The organism is Psychrobacter urativorans (assembly GCF_904846675.1).
GTDB classification, from domain to species: Bacteria; Pseudomonadota; Gammaproteobacteria; order Pseudomonadales; family Moraxellaceae; genus Psychrobacter; species Psychrobacter urativorans_B.
Genome location: NZ_CAJHBT010000006.1, coordinates 65,540 through 84,688, shown reverse-complemented (window position 1 = coordinate 84,688; position 19,149 = coordinate 65,540). Strand labels below are relative to the sequence as shown.

The window sequence follows — 19,149 nt, the reverse complement described above, 5'->3', positions numbered from 1 at the left end:
GTCATTATATTAAAAATATGATAATCAGATATAATGACTGCTATGGATTCATATAACTATTAAGACTACATAGTCTTTTATTAACAACTAATAAGTTAGCACAATATCGAACCGTTGTTAAGTACAGTTGTACATTTTTTTACTTAAATCCTACTTAAATATAGAGTCGGTGCTACAGCTCTTTTTACCCTACTCATTTTGTCATATAATAGCTTCGTTATAATTGCTTATTTTGGCCACTCATTTTTATAGACCGATTTTTTATCCTATATTTGTTCTATTGTTAATTTACTATTCATATCGATTTTTGCAAACCAAACACCCTTCTTCGAATCAAACTCTATCCTTCAAATAAAGAACCTTTCTATGACTGACAAACCTATGAATAAAGACGCTACTGATAAGCCCAGCTTTGATTATAAAGACACCCTTAACCTGGCCGATACCGTATTTCCAATGCGTGCCAATCTGGCCAAACGTGAGCCTGATTGGCTAAGCGCATGGGAGGTGGACGACGTCTATGGCAAGATTCGTCAGGCCCGCGTAGGCGCGCCTAAATATATTTTGCACGATGGCCCTCCCTATGCCAACGGTCAGATTCACTTAGGTCATGCCGTCAATAAGGTGTTGAAAGACATTATTGTAAAGTCCAAAACCTTGTCAGGATTTGATGCGCCTTATGTTCCCGGTTGGGACTGCCACGGTCTACCGATTGAGCAAAAGGTCGAAGCAAAAGTCGGTAAAGTCGGCCAAAAGGTTTCGGCAACAGAATTTCGTGGTCTCTGCCGCGAATATGCCAGTAGCCAAGTAGAGCTGCAAAAAGCAGACTTCAAACGTTTAGGTATTTTTGGGGATTGGGATAATCCTTATTTGACCATGAACTTCTCACAAGAAGCCAATATCGTGCGAGCACTGGCTAAAATCTATGATAACGGTCATGTCACGCGTGGTATGAAGCCGGTCAACTGGTGCTTGGACTGTAGCTCAGCATTGGCGGAAGCGGAAGTTGAATACCAAGACAAAGTCTCCGACGCGATTTATGTTAGCTTTGATGTATTAGATACCGAAAAGGTCGCGGCGTTCGCTGAGATAAAAGATAGCATTGCCGCAGTCATTTGGACGACAACACCTTGGACATTGCCTGCCAACCAAGCGATTGCCGTGCATCCTGAACATGACTATAGCGTGGTTGCTACTGAAAAGGGCAACTTGTTATTAGCCACTGACCTTATCGACACGGCGTTGACGGCACTAGAGTTAAGCAATCAAGGCGTACTCGCGACCGTAACAGGCCGCGAGCTTGAATGCCTGCATGCTCAGCATCCACTTATTGAAGACCGTCAAGTGCCATTAATCTTAGGCGACCATGTCACTACCGACAGTGGTACTGGTTTAGTACATACCGCACCCGGTCATGGTTTAGACGATTATATTGTCGGTCTTAAATATGACTTACCGGTTGAAAACCCAGTCAGCGGTACTGGCGTTTATTTAAGCACTGCGGCGGTATTCGCCGGTGAGCATATCTATAAAGCCAACCCAAAAATCATCGCGACTTTACATGAGAACGATCATCTACTGAGCCATACCAAAATTGAGCACAGCTATCCGCATTGCTGGCGTCATAAGTCCCCGATTATCTTTCGGGCGACGCCGCAGTGGTTTATTAATATGGAAGTTGAAGGCTTACGTGAGCGCGCACTCGCTGACATTCCATCAGTGAATTGGACACCAACATGGGGCAAAAATCGTATTGAATCTATGCTGAACGGTCGTCCAGATTGGTGTATTTCCCGTCAGCGTACCTGGGGCGTACCGATTGCGTTCTTTACCCATAAAGAAACGGGTGAGCTGCATCCTAATACCTTAGAGCTTATGGAAGTTGCTGCACAGCAAATCGCTGCTGGCGGTGTTGAAGCTTGGTTTGATGCCAGCTGTGAGGACTTCTTAGGTAGCGAGGCCGCTGATTATGATAAAGCGACGGATACTCTTGACGTGTGGTTTGACTCAGGGACGACGCATTTTACGGTACTTGAGCAGCGTGATGAATTAACCAATCCTGCAGATTTATATTTAGAAGGCTCCGACCAACATCGCGGTTGGTTCCAGACCTCATTGCTAACTTCTGAGGCGATGTATCAACGCCCGCCATTTAAGCAAGTCTTGACTCACGGTTTTGTGGTCGATGAAAATGGCCGCAAGATGAGTAAATCTCTTGGCAACATCATCACGCCGCAAGAAGAGATTAATAAAACTGGCGCGGACATGCTGCGTTTATGGATTGCTTCTAGCGACTATCGTTATGAGATGAATGCAGGTAAAACAGTATTCAAAGGCGCCATCGATATGTATCGCCGTATCCGTAATACCTTGCGCTTTTTATTGGCCAATACCGATGACTTTAATCCAACAACCGATAGCGTAGATATCAACAAATTGGTCAGCCTTGATAAATTCATCATTGAGCGTGCGCAAACGGTACAAGCACAAATCATCGATGCTTATGATGCGATGGACTTTCATCAAGTCACTCAGCACATTACTGCGTTTTGTTCGCAAGATTTAGGTGGATTTTATCTAGATATTATTAAAGATCGCCAGTACACCACGCAGACCGATGGCATGCCGCGCCGTTCAGCACAAACCGCCATTCATCATATCGCCCAAGCTTTGATTCGCTGGATTACGCCAATTTTATCTTTCACTGCGCAAGAAGCATGGGAAGTGCTGCACGGTACGGATGATGATTCTTCAGATAGTTATGTCTTTACCCAAAAGTGGTACGAGTTACCAGAATTTGAGCTGAGTGCCATTAGCTCTGATGACTGGCAGCGCATCATGACTGCCAAAGATATAGTCAATAAACATATCGAAACTGCCCGTGGCAACAAACTCATCAATGCGAATTTATCAGCAGATGTAATCCTTTATGCCGATGGCACGATGCATGACAGTTTGGCCAAATTAGGTGAAGAGCTGCGTTTTGTATTAATTACCAGTAGCGCAACCTTGCAGCCAATGAGTGCTGCGCCTGCTAATATTAATAAAAATAAGAATGAAGGTAAGAACGAAAATAACCCAGAAAATAGTATGGATGAATTAGCCGACTTAATCGTGGAGGTTAGCGCTGCCGATGGTACCAAATGTGTACGCTGCTGGCATGTTCGTGATGACATCGGTATCGATGACGCCCACCCAGAACTGTGCGCACGCTGTGTCATTAACGTGTTCGGTAACGGCGAGGTGCGTCACTATGCCTAACACGCCGCCTAACACGCGTGAGCGCCGTACCCACTATGACAAAGATAACAACGTTAAAACCGACTTAGACACTGTCAAAGATGATGAGCATTTGGATAAAAATCTAGGTGGGGAAGTAGTTGAGAAATCAACTGATACGTTGCTTGAAGAAGAAAGTAACGATAAAACTGACTTAGATATCGTCGAGGTTGATGAGCCGTTGGATAAAAAGCTAGTTGAGGAAGTAGATGAGAAGCCAGCTGATACTTCGCATGAAGAGGATAGCTCTGATGATAGACAAGAGGCGCCTAGACCTGCTCATGTGACGACTGGCAGCTCATCGACTCCTAAAGGTCGGTTAATCAAAACGCCTAAGCTTATTGCAAATGGCAAACGCGCCTTGGCATGGTATTTGCTATCTCTTATCGTACTTGGTCTTGATCAATGGACAAAATGGCTGGCGGAAACCAAGCTAAACTTTCAAGATCCAGTGCCAGTCGTAGAGCCGTTCCTCAATTGGACGCTAGCATATAACTATGGCGCAGCGTTTAGCTTTTTAGCAGATGCGGGCGGCTGGCAAAAGTGGTTTTTCTCCGGTCTTGCGCTCATTATGTCAATATTCTTAATCGGTTATCTTATCAAAGCCCCACGCCAAGCCAAGCTATTATCCGTAGGTCTGGCATTGGTACTTGGCGGTGCAATTGGTAACTTAATCGACCGTTTGCTGCATGGTCACGTTATCGACTTTATCCATATTCATAACGCTGATGTCTGGCATTATCCTATCTTTAATATTGCGGATATGAGTATTAGTATCGGTGTGGCTTTAATTATCATTGATATGTTATTTTTGGAAAAAAAGCGTAGTAGCTGATGTGAATTGGTATAAATTGGTGCAAATAAAAAACCCGTTATAGTATTCTATAGCGGGTTTTTTATTATTACCGAAAAACTTGAAGTCTGTAGGGTTAGAGAATCCGTAACCCGCCCTACGTATTATCTACAACAACCCTTCTAAATCCCCACCCGCTAAAATAAACAACAACCCTGCCAAGTTAATCACCACCGTCAGATAATATGTCATCCGAAACTCAGGCTTTTGTGACTTATGACGCAAATAAGTCTGAGCAACCATTGCCCCAACCCAGCCGCCGAGCGCACTTAAAATGTGTAAGGTCGATTCAGATGTACGCCATTCATCCCTTTGGGCAGCGGCTTTGTCTTTAGCATACATCATATAAGTTATTAGCCCTAATATTGCATACCAGCCGACCACTAGCCAGCTAAGTTTGTTCATAATTGCTAATAATATCAATACCGCATAAAACCCAACCCCAAGAAATAAACGTTTCTTTTGTCCAGCCTCAAAGTCTGATTGCTGTCTACGTTGTGAATTACGCTTACGAATCTGTTTGTTCTTTTGCGCCATCTGTTGCTGTACAAAGCCAAGCTCTTGTACTTGCTTCGCCTGAAGTCGACCTTGCTTGTCTGGAGCAGTGATAAAAACAACCTGCTCACCGACATTAGGCCGACGACGGGCTTTAAACTCACTCACATGAAAAAATACCGACTCGCCCGCCTCAGTTTCAATAAAGCCAAAGCCTTTGTCGTCTTGCCATTTTTTGATATGCCCTTGCTGTTTGGTTGTCATGATGTCCTCAAGCAATTATTCTATATTGCTCAACATGTTACACTATTTGAATAATATGGCTTAAATGAAACCACGGAAGTTACACTAATTGCGCTTATATCATTCATAAAATGGCTTATCATTTCTCATATTATTATTCAGGCACTGCCTCCTCAACCTCACCAATAGATGGCATTATAACCATGACCGAATCTCAGTTTATCAACCCTAATGAAGACACGCGCATTACTTACGGTAGCCTTATTAAGTTGCATTTTGAGGTCACACTTGAAAACGGTACTGTTATTGATTCAACTTTTAGCCGTGACGTACCAGTGTCCCTAACCATCGGTGATGAGAGTTTATTGCCTGGGTTTGAGCAAGTACTAATGAACCTGCGGGCTGGAGATACGCGCAGCGCGCACCTTGATCCTGAACAAGCTTTTGGCGAGTGGAATCCTGACAATATCCAAACATTCAGTCGTACCCAATTTGCACTGGTCGCTGATAATCCAGAGATTGGTATGTTGATTGAGTTTGAGGATAAAGGCAAAAACACCTTGCCCGGTACCATTAGCGCGATCGATGACGATGAGGTCGAAGTGGATTTTAATCATCCACTGGCAGGACAGTCGGTATTATTTAAAGTCCAAATATTTAAAGTTACCCCGCCTGGAGTCACCAGTGTGCAATTAATGTAATGGCTTAAATAAAGCTAATATTCAAATGCTGCTAAGACTTAAGTGCTGCTAATAACAGACCAAACCATTTTTAGAATAACGACTAGTATAAAACTATTTATTTAAGACTAAAAAGGAGATCCGCATGCAGTATAAAACGCTCCCGCAAATCAATGGGGAGGTCTCCAAACTTTGTCTGGGGACGATGACATGGGGACAGCAGAATACCCAAGAGGAGGCACATGCGCAGATGGATATGGCGCTGAGCGAAGGTGTGAACTTTTGGGATACGGCCGAGATGTACCCGTCACCACCGGATAAAGACAAACAGGGCGATACTGAGTGTTATATAGGCACTTGGTTTAGTAAAAATAAACAGCGCGATAAAGTCATACTCGCCAGCAAAATGTCACCGATGAGCTTTTTACGTGACGGGCAAAGCCGTTTTAATATCAAGCAAATCAGCAGTGCTATTGATGATAACTTGCAGCGTCTGCAGACCGATTATATTGACATCTATCAGCTACATTGGCCTGAACGGCAGTCCAACTTTTTTGGACAGCGTGGCTATGACAGCGACATGGCTGGACAATCGCTAGATGATTTGACCCCATTTTTAGAAACCATTCAGGCTTTAAACGATGAGATTAAAAAAGGTCGTATTCGTGCTTATGGGTTATCAAACGATACCCCGTGGGGCATTATGCGCTATCTGTGGGAGGCGGATAAAAACAACTTAATCGCACCAATTACTATCCAAAACCCATATAGTTTATTGAATCGTTTATACGAAGTCGGTTTGGCTGAGATATCCCATCGGGAAAATGTTGGGCTACTGGCTTATTCACCACTTGGCTTTGGGGTATTGTCTGGTAAATATCTCGATGGTAGACGTCCTGCCGGCGCACGTTTGACCGAATATGATCGCTATGAGCGTTATATTAATGAAGAAGCGAAGTTGGCAACTGCTCAATATGCCAAGATTGCCGCTGATGCAGGATTAGATATGGCGCAGATGGCCTTAGCCTTTGTCAGTTCACGCCCATTTGTCACTAGTACTATTATTGGTGCCACTAGTACTGAACAGTTAAAATCTAATATCGATAGCATCAATTTAACCTTAGATGCAGAGGTGTTAGAGGCTATCGAAGCGGTACATGCTACTCAGCCGAACCCATCGCCTTAAGCGCTTTAGTATAAAAGCTGCTTTCTTGAAAGCTGTATTGAATTAACACCATACAAAAAGGCGTCAATCGTTATGATTGACGCCTTTTTTATTATTCAACTTAGCTGTTTTTTATAACCAGCCCGATAGTTTATGGCACAGATTATAAAATGGATGCTGGTACATTAACAGGTGTAATTAATACCCGCGCATGCAACTCTGCTAGGCCATCTTGCATACGTTTTTGTAACAAATTGGTCAGCTCGCTTTTTGTATGACCGTTTGGATCTAATGGCTCAAGCGGCAATACATAGGCGGTCACATCTTTACTATCAAGCACGCGCTTAATGCTAGCTTTCATAGTCAGTTTGCCATAATAAGGCAGCTCCTCACTAAGGGTGCCGTCTTTATTGACGTAGCACAGCACCAATGGCTGAACCGGTACTTTAGCATCTATCGCTGCTTGCAACAGCACACCATGAATACGCTTAATCTTTTTGCCATCAGTGGTCGTGGCTTCTGGGAAGAATATCACCGAATAGCCTTCCGTCAAAAAGCTGGCTATCTGCGTGGCTACCGATCCCACATCTCCGGAACCACGCTGGATAAATAGCGTCCCTGCGGCATGAACCAGCTTACCAAATATTGGCCAATCGCCAATCTCAGCTTTTGATAAGAAAAAAGCAGGACTGACGCTACCCACTACCGGAATATCCATCCACGACACATGATTAGACACCCACAAACCATGATGCTGCGGTACGGGCTCGACCGGCACCACTTTGACTCCAAAGGAACCTGCCATCTTACGACAAAAGGTTTGGATATAGCGCGGTAGCTTTTCACGTGGTGGTTCCCGAAAAGCACCAATACGCTTTGCTGTGCGCATACCACCCGCAATAGTGGTGGTCATGCCAGCAATTTTCTTACCACGGCCTAATTGTTGTTTAAGCGAAAAGCCTGACTTAGAGTCGCGCATCTGTATCCCTCGCGGTTGAATATCTGTAAAAAACGCCATAAGTATAGCAAAATTCTACTAATCAGTGACGATTTGTTCACTCAGTTTCTGCTCATTGGTTTTAGCTTCCTGACCGTTATTATTCTTTATTTACATTTGCCTTATTTTATAACCTTAAGAAGTATTGTCTGCAAATCTCTATAGTCAATGCCGTAGCATTAATACCATACCCTTTAATAACAGCCTATCCATTAATAAAGGCTGTAACATAAAACTATCGCTAATTGCACGAACACCCTTTAATATCAAGTAATAAGGCCATATATAAGTTGTTAACTGAATGCTACTTTTATAATTAATTTACTTAATTGATAGGTGATACTCTTTGGAATATTTTGAAAGACATGAAGGTGGCGAGCGCGCCATTTTAGTACATTTAGACATCCGCCAAATGCAAGATCCTGATGATCTAGGCGAATTTGAGCTGTTAGCAGACTCAGCAGGCGCAGATCGTTTGGCGCTGGTAACCGGCTCGCGTCTACGACCTGATGCCAAATATTTCGTTGGTAGCGGTAAAGCGCAAGAGATCGCTGAATTGGTCAGTGAATATGATGCTGATATCGTCCTTTTTAATCACAGCTTATCCCCATCGCAAGAACGTAACCTTGAAGCACTGATTCAATGCCGCGTCCTCGACCGTACTGGTCTTATTTTAGATATTTTCGCTCAGCGTGCGCGTACCTATGAAGGTAAGCTGCAAGTAGAGCTCGCACAGCTCAACCATTTATCAACCCGCCTAGTACGGGGTTGGACGCATTTGGAACGCCAAAAAGGGGGTATCGGTCTTCGTGGCCCTGGTGAAACCCAGCTTGAAACTGACCGTCGCTTATTGCAAGTGCGCGTAACACAGCTTAAAACCAAACTTGATAAAGTAAGGCAAACCCGCGCCCAAGGTCGAGCAAGACGACAAAAGTCAGACGTACCTACTATCTCATTAGTCGGCTATACCAACGCCGGCAAATCGACATTATTTAATCGCTTAGTCGATGAGAATATTTACGCCGCTGATAAGCTATTTGCTACCTTGGACCCCACTTTACGGCGCTTGGATTGGCAAGGCGTTGGTCGAGTGGTTTTGGTCGATACCGTGGGTTTCGTACGTCACTTGCCCCATGAATTGGTCGAGTCCTTTCATGCCACTTTGGAGGAGACCCTAGAGGCTGACTTGCTATTGCACGTTATTGATTCCGCCAGTGAGGATATGCATGAGCAAATCCAAGCGGTCAAGGATGTGTTGGCTGAGATTGATAATGATGTGCCGGTCCTCAATATTTATAATAAAATTGATTTGACTGATGAGCCTGCACACATAGGTTATGCTAGCGAGGGCCAGCCCAATCGCGTTTATGTATCATCTAGAGACAATCTCGGTATGGAAGAGCTATCATTGGCGGTACAACAACTGCTGACCGGTACGCTAACTACCTTTGATTTGACCCTACCTTATAATGCTGGTCAGTTCAAAAATACCTTATATGAGCTGGGTGTTATCTTGGAAGAAAGTTATGACGATACGGGGCACGAGTGCTTAACCATTCGTCTGCCGAGCGATAGACTACAACAGCTATTAGGTCAATCAAATATCTCACCATTAGATGTATTGCCATTAGCCCAAGCAACACTATTATTGCCAATCTTAGAGCATTTTGAAAAAGGCGATAAAGATAAGAAAAACGATACAGATGAGGTTGAAGAACTACTAACCGATGATGGTTATTTAGCAGAATAAAGAATGGCTGATACTGAGGTTGATATTAGTTCTGAGAACGATACCAATACAGCAAGTTATCCCTAAGCCTAAATGGTAACTTTATTTAATGATGGATTGAGTGTACGAGCTGAACTTTGGCTAACGTATTCAATCCATTTTTTAATGTATTTTTCATTACCAATTAAATATATTTTTATATCAATAGCGCTTAAAACCTCAATTCGGTCCTAACTTTGCTATCAAATCTTACCCGAAAGTAGGTTTATTCGCTGCCCTATACGCTATATAATCAAAGAAAACGAGCGAACAAAGTCAACGTAAGTCTTTATTGATTGCTCTTTATTCTTTACTATCTATAATCAATACAATACTCTAAACCATGGCCTTCTGCGCTAATGACGTTACACCCTATCTTATAGGTTTATAAACTCTCTCACTGATTGTCAACTTGGCAAGGAATGCTTATGAAGCCTACCTATTCTTCCGAACTGCCATTATGGATTGCTTTAATATTGACGCTGATTATAGTCATTGTAGTGCGTGAATCAGCGGTCGTCGTTTGTGATTTATTGGGCATCGCAAAAGCGGCCAATGTGGTTGGTATGGTGGCGATGTTTTTGATTTTGATAACATGGCGACTAATTAAAGGCTTACCAAGCTGGCTGACTAAAGCGAGTAATATGTTATTGGTAGATAGCGGCTTTGCGTTTTTGCCAGTATCAGCTGGTGCAGGCATATTGCTCTTTGCCTTAGGCGATGAGCTTTGGGGCGTCATGCTAACCATGGCAATCAGTACACTGATACCTCTTTGGGGTCTAGGAATACTCGCCAACCACTGGTTGAGTAACACGGCTGATCCTGATGCTGATAATGTCTCTGAACAGAAGGGGTAGTCATGAGCTTTAGTAATGTGATTATTACCACCATCGCTGCGATATTATTAACGCTAGCGGCACACGTTTCTGCACGTATACTGGCGCGGCGGCTGCCGGGCCTGCCGATGGTCATCACCGCTATAGTATTGGTCATCGTATTTTTGTTTATTTTTCAGTGGGATTATAATAATTACTACAGCGTTGCCAAACCGATATTTGACTATCTCTTAGGTTACGTAACTGTGCTGCTTGCAATACCGCTTGCTGCCATGAATTTTAAAGGTCTACCCGTTAAGCGTCTGTCATTCATTGTATTGATTGCTAGTGTGGTTGGCGCATTATTACCGATGTCATTGGCTTATATGTTCTCACTCAGCCACGACACTATACTGGCGTTTGCCACGCGCTCAGTGACCACGCCGATTGGTCTGAGTGTGGCCAGTTTAATTAAAGCACCATTAGCGATGGCCAACCTAATTATTATTGTCTCCGGTCTAATAGGTGCAACTTTAGCACGATTCTTATTTCGCGGTATCAGTGACGATCGTGCAAAAGGTTTGGCATTAGGACTTGCAGCTCATGCTTTTGGTACGGTTGAAGCTTGGCAAATTAGTCCTACTGCTGGACGCTATGCGGCGTTTGGTTTGGCAGTTAATGGCCTACTCACTGCTGTTTGGGTGCCAATATTTATTAGTGCGACAGGTATTTAATTAAGCTTATTTAGCCTCATTTAATTATCCTTTATGACGCTAGCTAACATGAATAACAACTAACAGTTTTAGACTTAACCTTAGAACCAATGTCCTTAGCATTTTGATTTCTTTGAACTTTTTTACAATTAAAAAGTAGCTTTAGTAGTATTCCCAATTATTCTTGTGGGGCAAAAATTCATTTTATGCTATAGTAAGCCAGTATTATTTTTTGTATCTATTGTAAGTGGTTTCTTGTTAAATGTGATTTTTGTCGGGAAATGGCATTCATACAGACAATCACGATAACCGCTTTGATGCGCCTATAAGCAAAGCTATTTGCTATTATCCGATAAAAAGTGAACTCTCTATGATAAATATTGCCACCTTATTTAGTCGTTGCCTGTCTCCTATTTTATTAACCACTATTGCCCTATCTACGGTAGCTGTAAGCGCGCAAGCTGGTAATATGTACATATATAAAGATAAGGTCGGTCAAGTACTACTCACTAATGTCAATCCCAGCGGTAGTTTTGATAAGTTTACTAAAAAAGTAAAAACTACCTACTATAAAAACTCAAATAACTATGGTAGCAGTGTAGCTAGAAATTATGGTAATAGCGCTGCGAGTAATAGTGGTAGCCGCAATGCTTATGATTCCTATATTCGTGATTCATCAGCACGCCATGGCGTTGATCCTGGGCTATTAAAAGCCATGATGCATACAGAGTCGGCCTTTAATCCTAATGCCCGCTCCCCTGTTGGTGCCCAAGGTCTTATGCAATTGATGCCAGCGACGGCGCGGCGCTTTAAAGTCAGCAATGCATGGAATCCAGCCGAAAATATCGAAGGCTCAGCCAAATATATTGCTTGGCTCATGCGCCGCTTTAATAACAATGTAGAGTTTGCAGTAGCCGGTTATAACGCCGGTGAAGGTAACGTCGATAAGTATAAAGGTATACCGCCGTTCAAAGAAACGCGCAATTATGTTAAGAGAGTCATGAGCCGCTATAATAGTTTATATAAGAATGATTCAGCACTGTCTGGCAATACCATGAGCGCTAGCAATGCGAGTGTCGATGGCGGTGCGATGCAAACCGTCAGTTATGGCACTAGCAGCAATGGCAGTAGCGCCAGTTATGCCAATTCAGCTTACGCCGCCTTACGCTAATTTAGAGCACCTAAACCGAGCAGAAAATGCTTGAACGACAGACATAAAAAAGCCCGTTATTTACTTAACGGGCTTTTTTATGCTATAAAGATTCAATCAAGACTTACTTGTTAGCTGATGCTTGCGTAGCCGCAACTTCAGCCGCGAAGTCTTCTTGTTTTTTCTCAATACCTTCGCCGACTTCTAAACGTTTAAAGCCCAGCACTTTTACGCCTTCAGCTTTCAATACGTCACCGACCTTTTTGTCATTGTCCATAACGTATGGCTGACGTAGTAAAGTGACTTCGTCTAGGTACTTACGTAGGCCACCTTCAATCATTTTTTCAACGATGTTATCAGGTTTGCCAGATTCTTTTGCTTTGGCTTCGATAATGTCCTTTTCGCGTGCCAGTACATCAGCCGCTACGTCTTGATCATCTACTGCAACAGGGTTGAATGCAGCGATATGCATAGCGAGGTTTTTACCGGTGTCTGCATTGCCGCCTTCAAATGATACCACCACACCGATACGTAGACCGTGACGGTATGATGCGATGTTAGCGCCTTCAAGCGTTTCAACACGGCGGATCTGAATATTTTCACCGATTTTTTGAACCAAAGATACGCGAGCTTCTTCGACAGTTTGACCATCGCCATAAGGCAATTCAGCGATAGCAGCAACATCAGTCGTGTCGTTTTCTAGCGCAATATTAGCCACTTTTTCTGCAAAAGCGGTGAAGCTATCGTCTTTTGCTACAAAGTCAGTTTGGCAGTTAACTTCTAGTAGGAATGCCTTGTTATCACCTTGAGCGATAATGATAGCGCCATCAGCGGCAATATTACCCGCTTTTTTAGCTGCTTTTGCTTGACCCGACTTGCGTAGGTTGTCAATGGCAGTTTCGACATCACCATTTGATTCTTCTAAGGCTTTTTTACATTCCATCATGCCCAGACCAGTACGGTCACGCAATTCTTTTACCATTTTGGCAGATACTTTTACTTGTGTCATAAGAGTTACCTCAGTATTGTTACGTATAGGAGATGCTTAAATTTAGGAGATGCTTAAATTCTGTGTGACGTATTAACAAGAAGGCATGACGAGTAAAACTACATCATGCCTATTATCTGTTTATACTTGCTTACTAACGGTATATATGGATGCTGATAAGCCAACTATCAAGGCATCCTTTTTTATACCGTCAGTTGCTAACTCCTATAGATCAGCTTGTGCTTCGGCTGGTGCTTTTACCGCAGGGGCTTCTTCTGGCTGTTCGATAGCATCAGCTGGTGCTGCGTCTTCAGCAACAGGCGTTGGCTCTTTATCAGCAGCAACAGGCGCTTGCTCTTGATCAGCTTTGCCACTGGCTTGAGTCTGTGCATACTCTTTACCAGCGATAATCGCATCAGCCATAGCAGTCACATAAAGTGATACGGCGCGGATAGCATCGTCGTTGGCTGGAATGATGTAGTCAACGTTATCTGGGTTTGAGTTGGTATCGACGATACCGATAACTGGGATACCTAGATTTTTTGCTTCTTTAATGGCGATTGCTTCGTGATCCACGTCGACAACAAAGATAGCATCAGGTAGGCCGCCCATGTCTTTAATACCGCCTAGTGAACGCTCAAGTTTTTCCATATCGCGAGTACGCTCTAACGCTTCACGTTTAGTAAGCTTAGCAAAAGTACCGTCTTCTGCTTGTTTTTCAAGCTCTTTTAGACGATTGATTGACTGGCGTAGTGTTTTCCAGTTAGTCAACATACCACCTAACCAACGATGGTCAACGTAAGGCATACCAGCGCGGGAAGCTTGCTCACGTATGATACCGCTAGCAGCGCGTTTAGTACCAACGAACAATACTTGGTTTTTCTTGCTAGCTAGGCCGTTTACGTAGTTTAGCGCTTCGTTGAAGGCTTTTACGGTGTGCTCTAGATTGATAATATGAATTTTGTTACGCGCACCAAAGATATAAGGACCCATTTTTGGGTTCCAGAAACGTGTTTGGTGACCAAAGTGAGCGCCGGCTTGTAATAAGTCGCGCATTGATACTTGTGTTGGATTTTGATTAGCCATGTAAAATGTCCTGTTGGTTGGGTTATGCCTCCACATCACAAAAACTGCCTATTCAGCGACACGCATCTGCTAACGATCCAGGCTTTATTTACTAGCCTGAGACCGTACGGTTGCAAATTAATCAAGTCGCCGAACACCCAGCAATTTTTTGCCATGATGTGTGTGTCATTGGTTGGTTAAAATATATTAGAGCTATTATTTGAGTTTAGTTTTAAAATCAAAGCTTAAAACTAAGAAGTAAGTATAAACTAAATTATAGAAATAGCTGCGCTGTATTTTATCATAGAACGTATAGCAAGCTCTAGCGATTTGTTAGGGTATGTATAAGATTATTATGGAAAGCGCAAGTCATCGAGAACGGTTCTCGCTGCCTACTCTATCTATATATGGACAATAATGGATAAAACAAATGCTTTATTTAGCGCACACAAAAAAACGACATATAAACGTCGCTTTTTGTAGTCACATTTTTAGTTCCAAGTTATTAGCTTTACAGCAATGATTGCAAATTATTGACGTAAGATTAAGCAATACAAATACCAATGACTGCATGATGCCCGCGCCAACTGAACGGGGTGATATAACTATAACGCTCTTTTGGTAAATGAGAAGTGCTGGGGGCGCCATCAACAATCTTTGGCGGTGCGATAATGAAATCTGCGCCAAACTCAGTACGAGCATTACCTGAGATAGTATTGGCCATCTCGCCCAGTAAGTCTTTCATCATCGTAAGTGATGAGTCAGGCTCACCCATCACTTTGATGACTTCACGTAGCATGTTACTAGAGGCGCTGACATAAACGCAGCCATCCAGCGGCCCTGATATTTTAATAATACCGCTATAATCATAGCCTACTGCATTTCTGTTATTATGCAAATATGGCGTATCGATAGCTACTGGCGAGCTGTCAATCTGTAAAAAAAAGGTGCTGATTGAGCTTAAGAATACGCCTAACTTTTCTACTTTAACCATAATATTTTATTATCCATGCTCATCATTTGTGGGGCGGTATTTAATCTTGCAAACAAATTACAATTTCCCCGACTTGACCTTGCCACGTGACCGGGATGATAAAAGAACGCTCCTCTTTAGGTAAAATAATACTTTGCGGTGAGCCCTTAAATACCACTGGTACAGAAATATAAAAACCTGCCCCAAATTCTTTACGAGCATTGCCCGCGATAGTATTAGCGACCTCTCCGACCAGATCGACAAAGTTGTCTTCACCTTTATCAGTCTCCCCCATACTGTCTAGAATACGAGTTAATAATTCACGAGTCGCTGAAAAATATACCACCCCTTTTTGTGCCCCGGATATACCAATAACACCGGTATAATCATGAATTTTTGGCTGTTTGTTTTCTAACAAATAAGGGGTATCAACGATCAGCTCTTCATTAGCAAACTGCTGAAAGTAGTGGGTAATAATATTCAAAAAAATATGCAGCTTCTGTTCTTTCATAGTTTTTGTTCTTTTATAATTAAATCTACTTGGGTCGCTGCCTGATATTAGTCTTGCATGAGTTCTTGCAAAGCCTCTACAAGCTCTTCTGCTGAAAATGGTTTGCATAAAAACCCGCTAGCACCCAACGACAAGGCCTCAATGCCAGTAGACTTATCGGACAATGCCGACACTACCAAGATGCGTACATCAGGGTCAATGGCGATAATTTTTTCGATACATTCCAGGCCGTCCATTTGTGGCATGGTCAAATCCATAGTGATAACGTCTGGATGGTGAATATTGAACTTTTCAATAGCACTGACGCCACTGGTTGCGGTCGCAACTAACATAAACTGCCCTGAATCATACGCGCGCTGAATACGGTTGCGAATAATATTGGAGTCATCAACAATCATTAACTTATGCATAACTTATCTATTATCCTTAATTAAACGTTAGGTAAGGTAATGACAAAACGTGTCATTTTGCCAAGCTCGCTATTAACGTTGAGCTTACCGCCATGTTCTTGGACTTGAGCTTTGATAATATCCAAACCTACACCGCGACCACCATCTTCATCCGTAGAGTTTTTGGTCGAAAATCCTGATGAGAATAGCTGGTTTAGTAGCTCACGGCGATCAAGCTTGTCCGCTTCGTCGACACTAAAGCGGCCTTCACTGATTAGCTTGTCACGAATACCGTCGTAATCGATACCTTGTCCATCGTCTTGCAAAGTAATGATAAAGTTCTGATCTGTCCTTTGCATCTCAAGCCCAACGTTACCAATGACTGGCTTACCAGCTGCTTGACGGATAGTAGGCGTTTCAATACCGTGTACCACCGCATTACGTAACAGCTGGATACTGATTTCTTTAACTGCTGTTTTTAGGCGCTCTGGTATGGTAACTTGCGACAAGCTGCCACTATTTAGCTGTACCCGCTTACCCTGTCTGCTCGCAATATCTTGCGCAAAATCCTGATAGTAGGTTAATAGATTGTCATCAGTTCCACCGTTTAGATCAATAATATCATCGCCAAAATCAACGCTTACATCATTCATTGAGGGGTCTATCGCCTGATTTATGTTGCCCATTACTTCTGGAGCATTGTTATCTACTGCAATCGATGTCGATGATGGTGCTGTCGCACGGCTGATACGCACGCCTAAGGTTTCGATAGTATTCGATAGACTCAACAGATCATCCAAATGTACTGCTAATGGTAAGAAGTCATTACCCGATAGCTTGCCTTGATTTTGCAGCGCATTGAGCTTGTCTTCAGCATCAGAGGCAATTTTAGTAAAGCTATGCAATTTCAACGCTGATGCTTCACCTTTTAGACTGTGCATTTCTCGATAAATGGCATTGAGTTTGCCTTCAAGTTCAAATTGTGAACTGCCTGGATTTTTTAAAACATTATTCATTTTATCGATATGATTTTTGGTATTGCTAATAAATTCATTAATAATTTTTGGATTCACATTTAAGATGGTCGTTAACATCTCAATCTGCATGTCATTTTGCGTGCGTTCTTTCTCAAGACGCTGCTCTAAATAAACGGCATCTGAGACATCATTGACGTTTACTAAAATACGAGCAATATCTTTATTCTCATAAACCCGTGAGAACTTAAAGTCTAAAAAGCGGCTATCGCTGCCTTGCTCGCTTGAGGTGTTATGAAGCATAACTTTATGCAGTGGGTTAAGAGAATCAACTAGTTTTTCTTTGACGCGTGGATTATACAGCTGCTCAATAAACTGACGCGTGGTATTCAGGTCTTTATCTGAGATGCGTCCGCGCAGCACATTGGTAAAGTTCTCGCCAGCCAAATTATTGGTACCCATAATGTTAGTGAGTGCCCGTGAATGCTGCTGACCAATATTCAAGTCTTTATCAAGCAAGAACAGGCCTGTACTAACGGTTTCCATAATCTCTCGAGTTTCACGACGCGCCGTTATTAACTCTTCATCAGAGGATTTCAATCTACGGACGAAGTACAGTACAAACACGATAAAATATAAAATCGCAAATGAAATACCAAAGATTTGCAGGTTTCTCAAGAACCCAGCGCGTCTACCATTTTCATCACCTAAACTATTAGTAAGACCAGTGGCATTGTCATAAATACTTTGTGTCGCCTCTCCAAAGCTATTCTCCAAAGTGCTTACATCTAAAATTGACTCAGAGCTCACAAAGTTTAGCGCTGCGTTCTTATAGGGTGTCCACAGATTTAGGGTACTCTGAACGTACTCAACCTGATCAGGTTGAGTTGCAGGTTCATAAACATCTTCATCGCTACGAATCGTGACCTTACCACCCTCATTGAGAGTAGTCACTTCCTTATCAATATCTTCAGTTAACTCAGTTATTTTTTCTGCTTGCAACTCTAACGCCGGTATGGACTGTTGTTGCTCCCGCATGATATTAAGTAAATATACTTCTTGAGTTAACCTTGGAACATCGCTTCGAAGATTCGCACTCAAGGTAGTGCCCGCTCGCAAATCACGAATTTTAAGCGAGTTATAAATACTAGTGGCCAAAACCCCCGACGTTAGCAGTAAGAAGATGACAACAGAAACAATGATTGAGGTATAACGGTTTTTAGGAATTTCTAAATTCGGTGGTAACGGTGCATCCATAATCAACTTCCTTGTTCAATTAAAGAATAGAGATGAGGTTAGAAAATTCTGCATTATTGATAGCTTGCCTATTACTCGCCTTAATTGCCTTAAAATGAGACGGGCAGTATCATATTTGTTGTAGCAATCTTAATTACTGCTGTTGTATTTTTCGTCTTTTAAAAAAAACTTATAAAGCAACTTTAATAACTAAATATTAGCGATATTTGACGAATAAATTATTACTACAGACAATCAGATTAATGCTGACTTATTATAAGTCGACATTAATGAGCAGTCAGCAATAAAAGACTGGAGAGAAATAGGGTGTAATCGAAGGCAACAGATAAGTCTGGTGAGATTTATCGCGGTCGTGCTTAAGAGCAATAATTGTTTTTAGAGCTTATCTAGCATGACTTTAAGAACAGCGTTGAAGTACTTCATTAATAATCAAGGCAATATAAAAGCAAGTTATAATTACATTTTCATGAACTATTATTACATAATATTACATCGGATAATACTCAACTATTTTCATGAAAGCAATACTTATCTTCAAAACACCAGATAGAAATCAACTTATTTTTATTTTTTAATTCCAATAATTATATTAATACAAAACTTTAAATTGCTTATTATTTAATACTTTCTATTAATGCCATTAGTTTTTAGACCTTAATTTGTGCTAAAAAATAAAGTGAGATAAACATAGGTTAATGGTGTAAAAATGATATACGGAGACATAAATTTATTTAGCGAATACTCCAAAATTAAATGGGTAGTATTTGAGAAAAAAAGAGGGCGTATTGAATATTCAACACGCCCTCTTTTTTATTAATTAATTGGTTACTAAAT

At 42.1% G+C, this 19,149-nt stretch carries 16 protein-coding genes; 8 read left to right on the top strand and 8 right to left on the bottom strand.

All coding sequences use genetic code 11. The features are described from left to right. Positions 1-381: 381 nt before the first annotated feature. Both ileS and lspA read left to right on the top strand, forming a co-directional pair. Positions 382-3,261, top strand: coding sequence for an isoleucine--tRNA ligase (gene ileS / locus JMY06_RS04800; RefSeq protein WP_227672172.1), 2,880 nt, complete (start codon positions 382-384; stop codon positions 3,259-3,261). A 199-nt stretch (positions 3,262-3,460) separates the two neighbouring features. Next, positions 3,461-4,114 carry a signal peptidase II gene (gene lspA, locus JMY06_RS04795; protein ID WP_201616764.1) on the top strand — a complete coding sequence of 218 codons (654 nt, stop codon included), beginning with the start codon at positions 3,461-3,463 and terminating at the stop codon, positions 4,112-4,114. 126 nt (positions 4,115-4,240) lie between these two features. Here the strand turns inward: lspA and JMY06_RS04790 are convergent, their stop codons facing one another. Beyond that, entirely contained in the window at positions 4,241-4,891 is a 651-nt protein-coding gene (locus tag JMY06_RS04790; protein ID WP_201616671.1) for a DUF1294 domain-containing protein, read from the bottom strand. A gap of 182 nt (positions 4,892-5,073) precedes the next feature. On the opposite strand from JMY06_RS04790, the gene JMY06_RS04785 reads away from it, so the two are divergent. Then, positions 5,074-5,571: an FKBP-type peptidyl-prolyl cis-trans isomerase gene (locus tag JMY06_RS04785; protein ID WP_201616669.1), complete on the top strand. Its 498-nt coding sequence runs from the start codon at positions 5,074-5,076 to the stop codon at positions 5,569-5,571. A 124-nt stretch (positions 5,572-5,695) separates the two neighbouring features. Then, positions 5,696-6,736 (top strand): NADP(H)-dependent aldo-keto reductase, encoded by a 1,041-nt coding sequence (locus JMY06_RS04780; RefSeq protein WP_201616667.1) that lies wholly within the window; start codon positions 5,696-5,698, stop codon positions 6,734-6,736. Positions 6,737-6,878: 142 nt separating this feature from the next. Here the strand turns inward: JMY06_RS04780 and JMY06_RS04775 are convergent, their stop codons facing one another. Next, on the bottom strand, positions 6,879-7,694 hold the full coding sequence (locus tag JMY06_RS04775) for a lysophospholipid acyltransferase family protein (protein ID WP_201616657.1): 816 nt from the start codon (positions 7,692-7,694) through the stop codon (positions 6,879-6,881). Between the two features lie 364 nt (positions 7,695-8,058). On the opposite strand from JMY06_RS04775, the gene hflX reads away from it, so the two are divergent. From hflX to JMY06_RS04755, 4 genes are all read left to right on the top strand, one after another. Then, positions 8,059-9,462, top strand: a complete 1,404-nt coding sequence (gene hflX, locus JMY06_RS04770) for a ribosome rescue GTPase HflX (RefSeq protein WP_201527962.1) — start codon at positions 8,059-8,061, stop codon at positions 9,460-9,462. Between the two features lie 446 nt (positions 9,463-9,908). After that, positions 9,909-10,337: a CidA/LrgA family protein gene (locus JMY06_RS04765; protein WP_201616655.1), complete on the top strand. Its 429-nt coding sequence runs from the start codon at positions 9,909-9,911 to the stop codon at positions 10,335-10,337. 2 nt (positions 10,338-10,339) lie between these two features. Then, positions 10,340-11,029, top strand: a complete 690-nt coding sequence (locus JMY06_RS04760; RefSeq protein WP_201616653.1) for an LrgB family protein — start codon at positions 10,340-10,342, stop codon at positions 11,027-11,029. Between the two features lie 349 nt (positions 11,030-11,378). After that, positions 11,379-12,179, top strand: a complete 801-nt coding sequence (locus tag JMY06_RS04755; protein WP_201616651.1) for a lytic transglycosylase domain-containing protein — start codon at positions 11,379-11,381, stop codon at positions 12,177-12,179. 103 nt (positions 12,180-12,282) lie between these two features. Here the strand turns inward: JMY06_RS04755 and tsf are convergent, their stop codons facing one another. The 6 genes from tsf to JMY06_RS04725 all read right to left on the bottom strand — a co-directional run bounded on the left by tsf (position 12,283) and on the right by JMY06_RS04725 (position 18,315). After that, positions 12,283-13,167 (bottom strand): translation elongation factor Ts, encoded by an 885-nt coding sequence (gene tsf / locus JMY06_RS04750; protein WP_201527958.1) that lies wholly within the window; start codon positions 13,165-13,167, stop codon positions 12,283-12,285. A gap of 204 nt (positions 13,168-13,371) precedes the next feature. Then, positions 13,372-14,232 carry a 30S ribosomal protein S2 gene (gene rpsB / locus JMY06_RS04745; RefSeq protein ID WP_201527957.1) on the bottom strand — a complete coding sequence of 287 codons (861 nt, stop codon included), beginning with the start codon at positions 14,230-14,232 and terminating at the stop codon, positions 13,372-13,374. A 523-nt stretch (positions 14,233-14,755) separates the two neighbouring features. Then, positions 14,756-15,205 carry a chemotaxis protein CheX gene (locus tag JMY06_RS04740; RefSeq protein WP_201527956.1) on the bottom strand — a complete coding sequence of 150 codons (450 nt, stop codon included), beginning with the start codon at positions 15,203-15,205 and terminating at the stop codon, positions 14,756-14,758. Between the two features lie 40 nt (positions 15,206-15,245). Beyond that, complete coding sequence (locus JMY06_RS04735) at positions 15,246-15,695, bottom strand: chemotaxis protein CheX (protein WP_201616649.1); 450 nt, start codon at positions 15,693-15,695, stop codon at positions 15,246-15,248. A gap of 47 nt (positions 15,696-15,742) precedes the next feature. Further along, positions 15,743-16,105 (bottom strand): response regulator, encoded by a 363-nt coding sequence (locus JMY06_RS04730; protein ID WP_201527954.1) that lies wholly within the window; start codon positions 16,103-16,105, stop codon positions 15,743-15,745. 20 nt (positions 16,106-16,125) lie between these two features. Further along, positions 16,126-18,315: an ATP-binding protein gene (locus JMY06_RS04725; RefSeq protein ID WP_201616647.1), complete on the bottom strand. Its 2,190-nt coding sequence runs from the start codon at positions 18,313-18,315 to the stop codon at positions 16,126-16,128. Positions 18,316-19,149 lie beyond the last annotated feature (834 nt).

What these genes read in the sequence shown, in the direction of transcription:
- ileS (WP_227672172.1), top strand. Translation starts at nt 382, where the DNA reads ATGAATAAAGACGCTACTGATAAGCCCAGCTTTGATTATAAAGACACC.
- JMY06_RS04790 (WP_201616671.1), bottom strand. Translation starts at nt 4,891, where the DNA reads ATGACAACCAAACAGCAAGGGCATATCAAAAAATGGCAAGACGACAAA.
- JMY06_RS04785 (WP_201616669.1), top strand. Translation starts at nt 5,074, where the DNA reads ATGACCGAATCTCAGTTTATCAACCCTAATGAAGACACGCGCATTACT.
- JMY06_RS04780 (WP_201616667.1), top strand. Translation starts at nt 5,696, where the DNA reads ATGCAGTATAAAACGCTCCCGCAAATCAATGGGGAGGTCTCCAAACTT.
- JMY06_RS04775 (WP_201616657.1), bottom strand. Translation starts at nt 7,694, where the DNA reads ATGCGCGACTCTAAGTCAGGCTTTTCGCTTAAACAACAATTAGGCCGT.
- JMY06_RS04765 (WP_201616655.1), top strand. Translation starts at nt 9,909, where the DNA reads ATGAAGCCTACCTATTCTTCCGAACTGCCATTATGGATTGCTTTAATA.
- JMY06_RS04760 (WP_201616653.1), top strand. Translation starts at nt 10,340, where the DNA reads ATGAGCTTTAGTAATGTGATTATTACCACCATCGCTGCGATATTATTA.
- JMY06_RS04755 (WP_201616651.1), top strand. Translation starts at nt 11,379, where the DNA reads ATGATAAATATTGCCACCTTATTTAGTCGTTGCCTGTCTCCTATTTTA.
- tsf (WP_201527958.1), bottom strand. Translation starts at nt 13,167, where the DNA reads ATGACACAAGTAAAAGTATCTGCCAAAATGGTAAAAGAATTGCGTGAC.
- rpsB (WP_201527957.1), bottom strand. Translation starts at nt 14,232, where the DNA reads ATGGCTAATCAAAATCCAACACAAGTATCAATGCGCGACTTATTACAA.
- JMY06_RS04740 (WP_201527956.1), bottom strand. Translation starts at nt 15,205, where the DNA reads ATGGTTAAAGTAGAAAAGTTAGGCGTATTCTTAAGCTCAATCAGCACC.
- JMY06_RS04735 (WP_201616649.1), bottom strand. Translation starts at nt 15,695, where the DNA reads ATGAAAGAACAGAAGCTGCATATTTTTTTGAATATTATTACCCACTAC.
- JMY06_RS04730 (WP_201527954.1), bottom strand. Translation starts at nt 16,105, where the DNA reads ATGCATAAGTTAATGATTGTTGATGACTCCAATATTATTCGCAACCGT.
- JMY06_RS04725 (WP_201616647.1), bottom strand. Translation starts at nt 18,315, where the DNA reads ATGGATGCACCGTTACCACCGAATTTAGAAATTCCTAAAAACCGTTAT.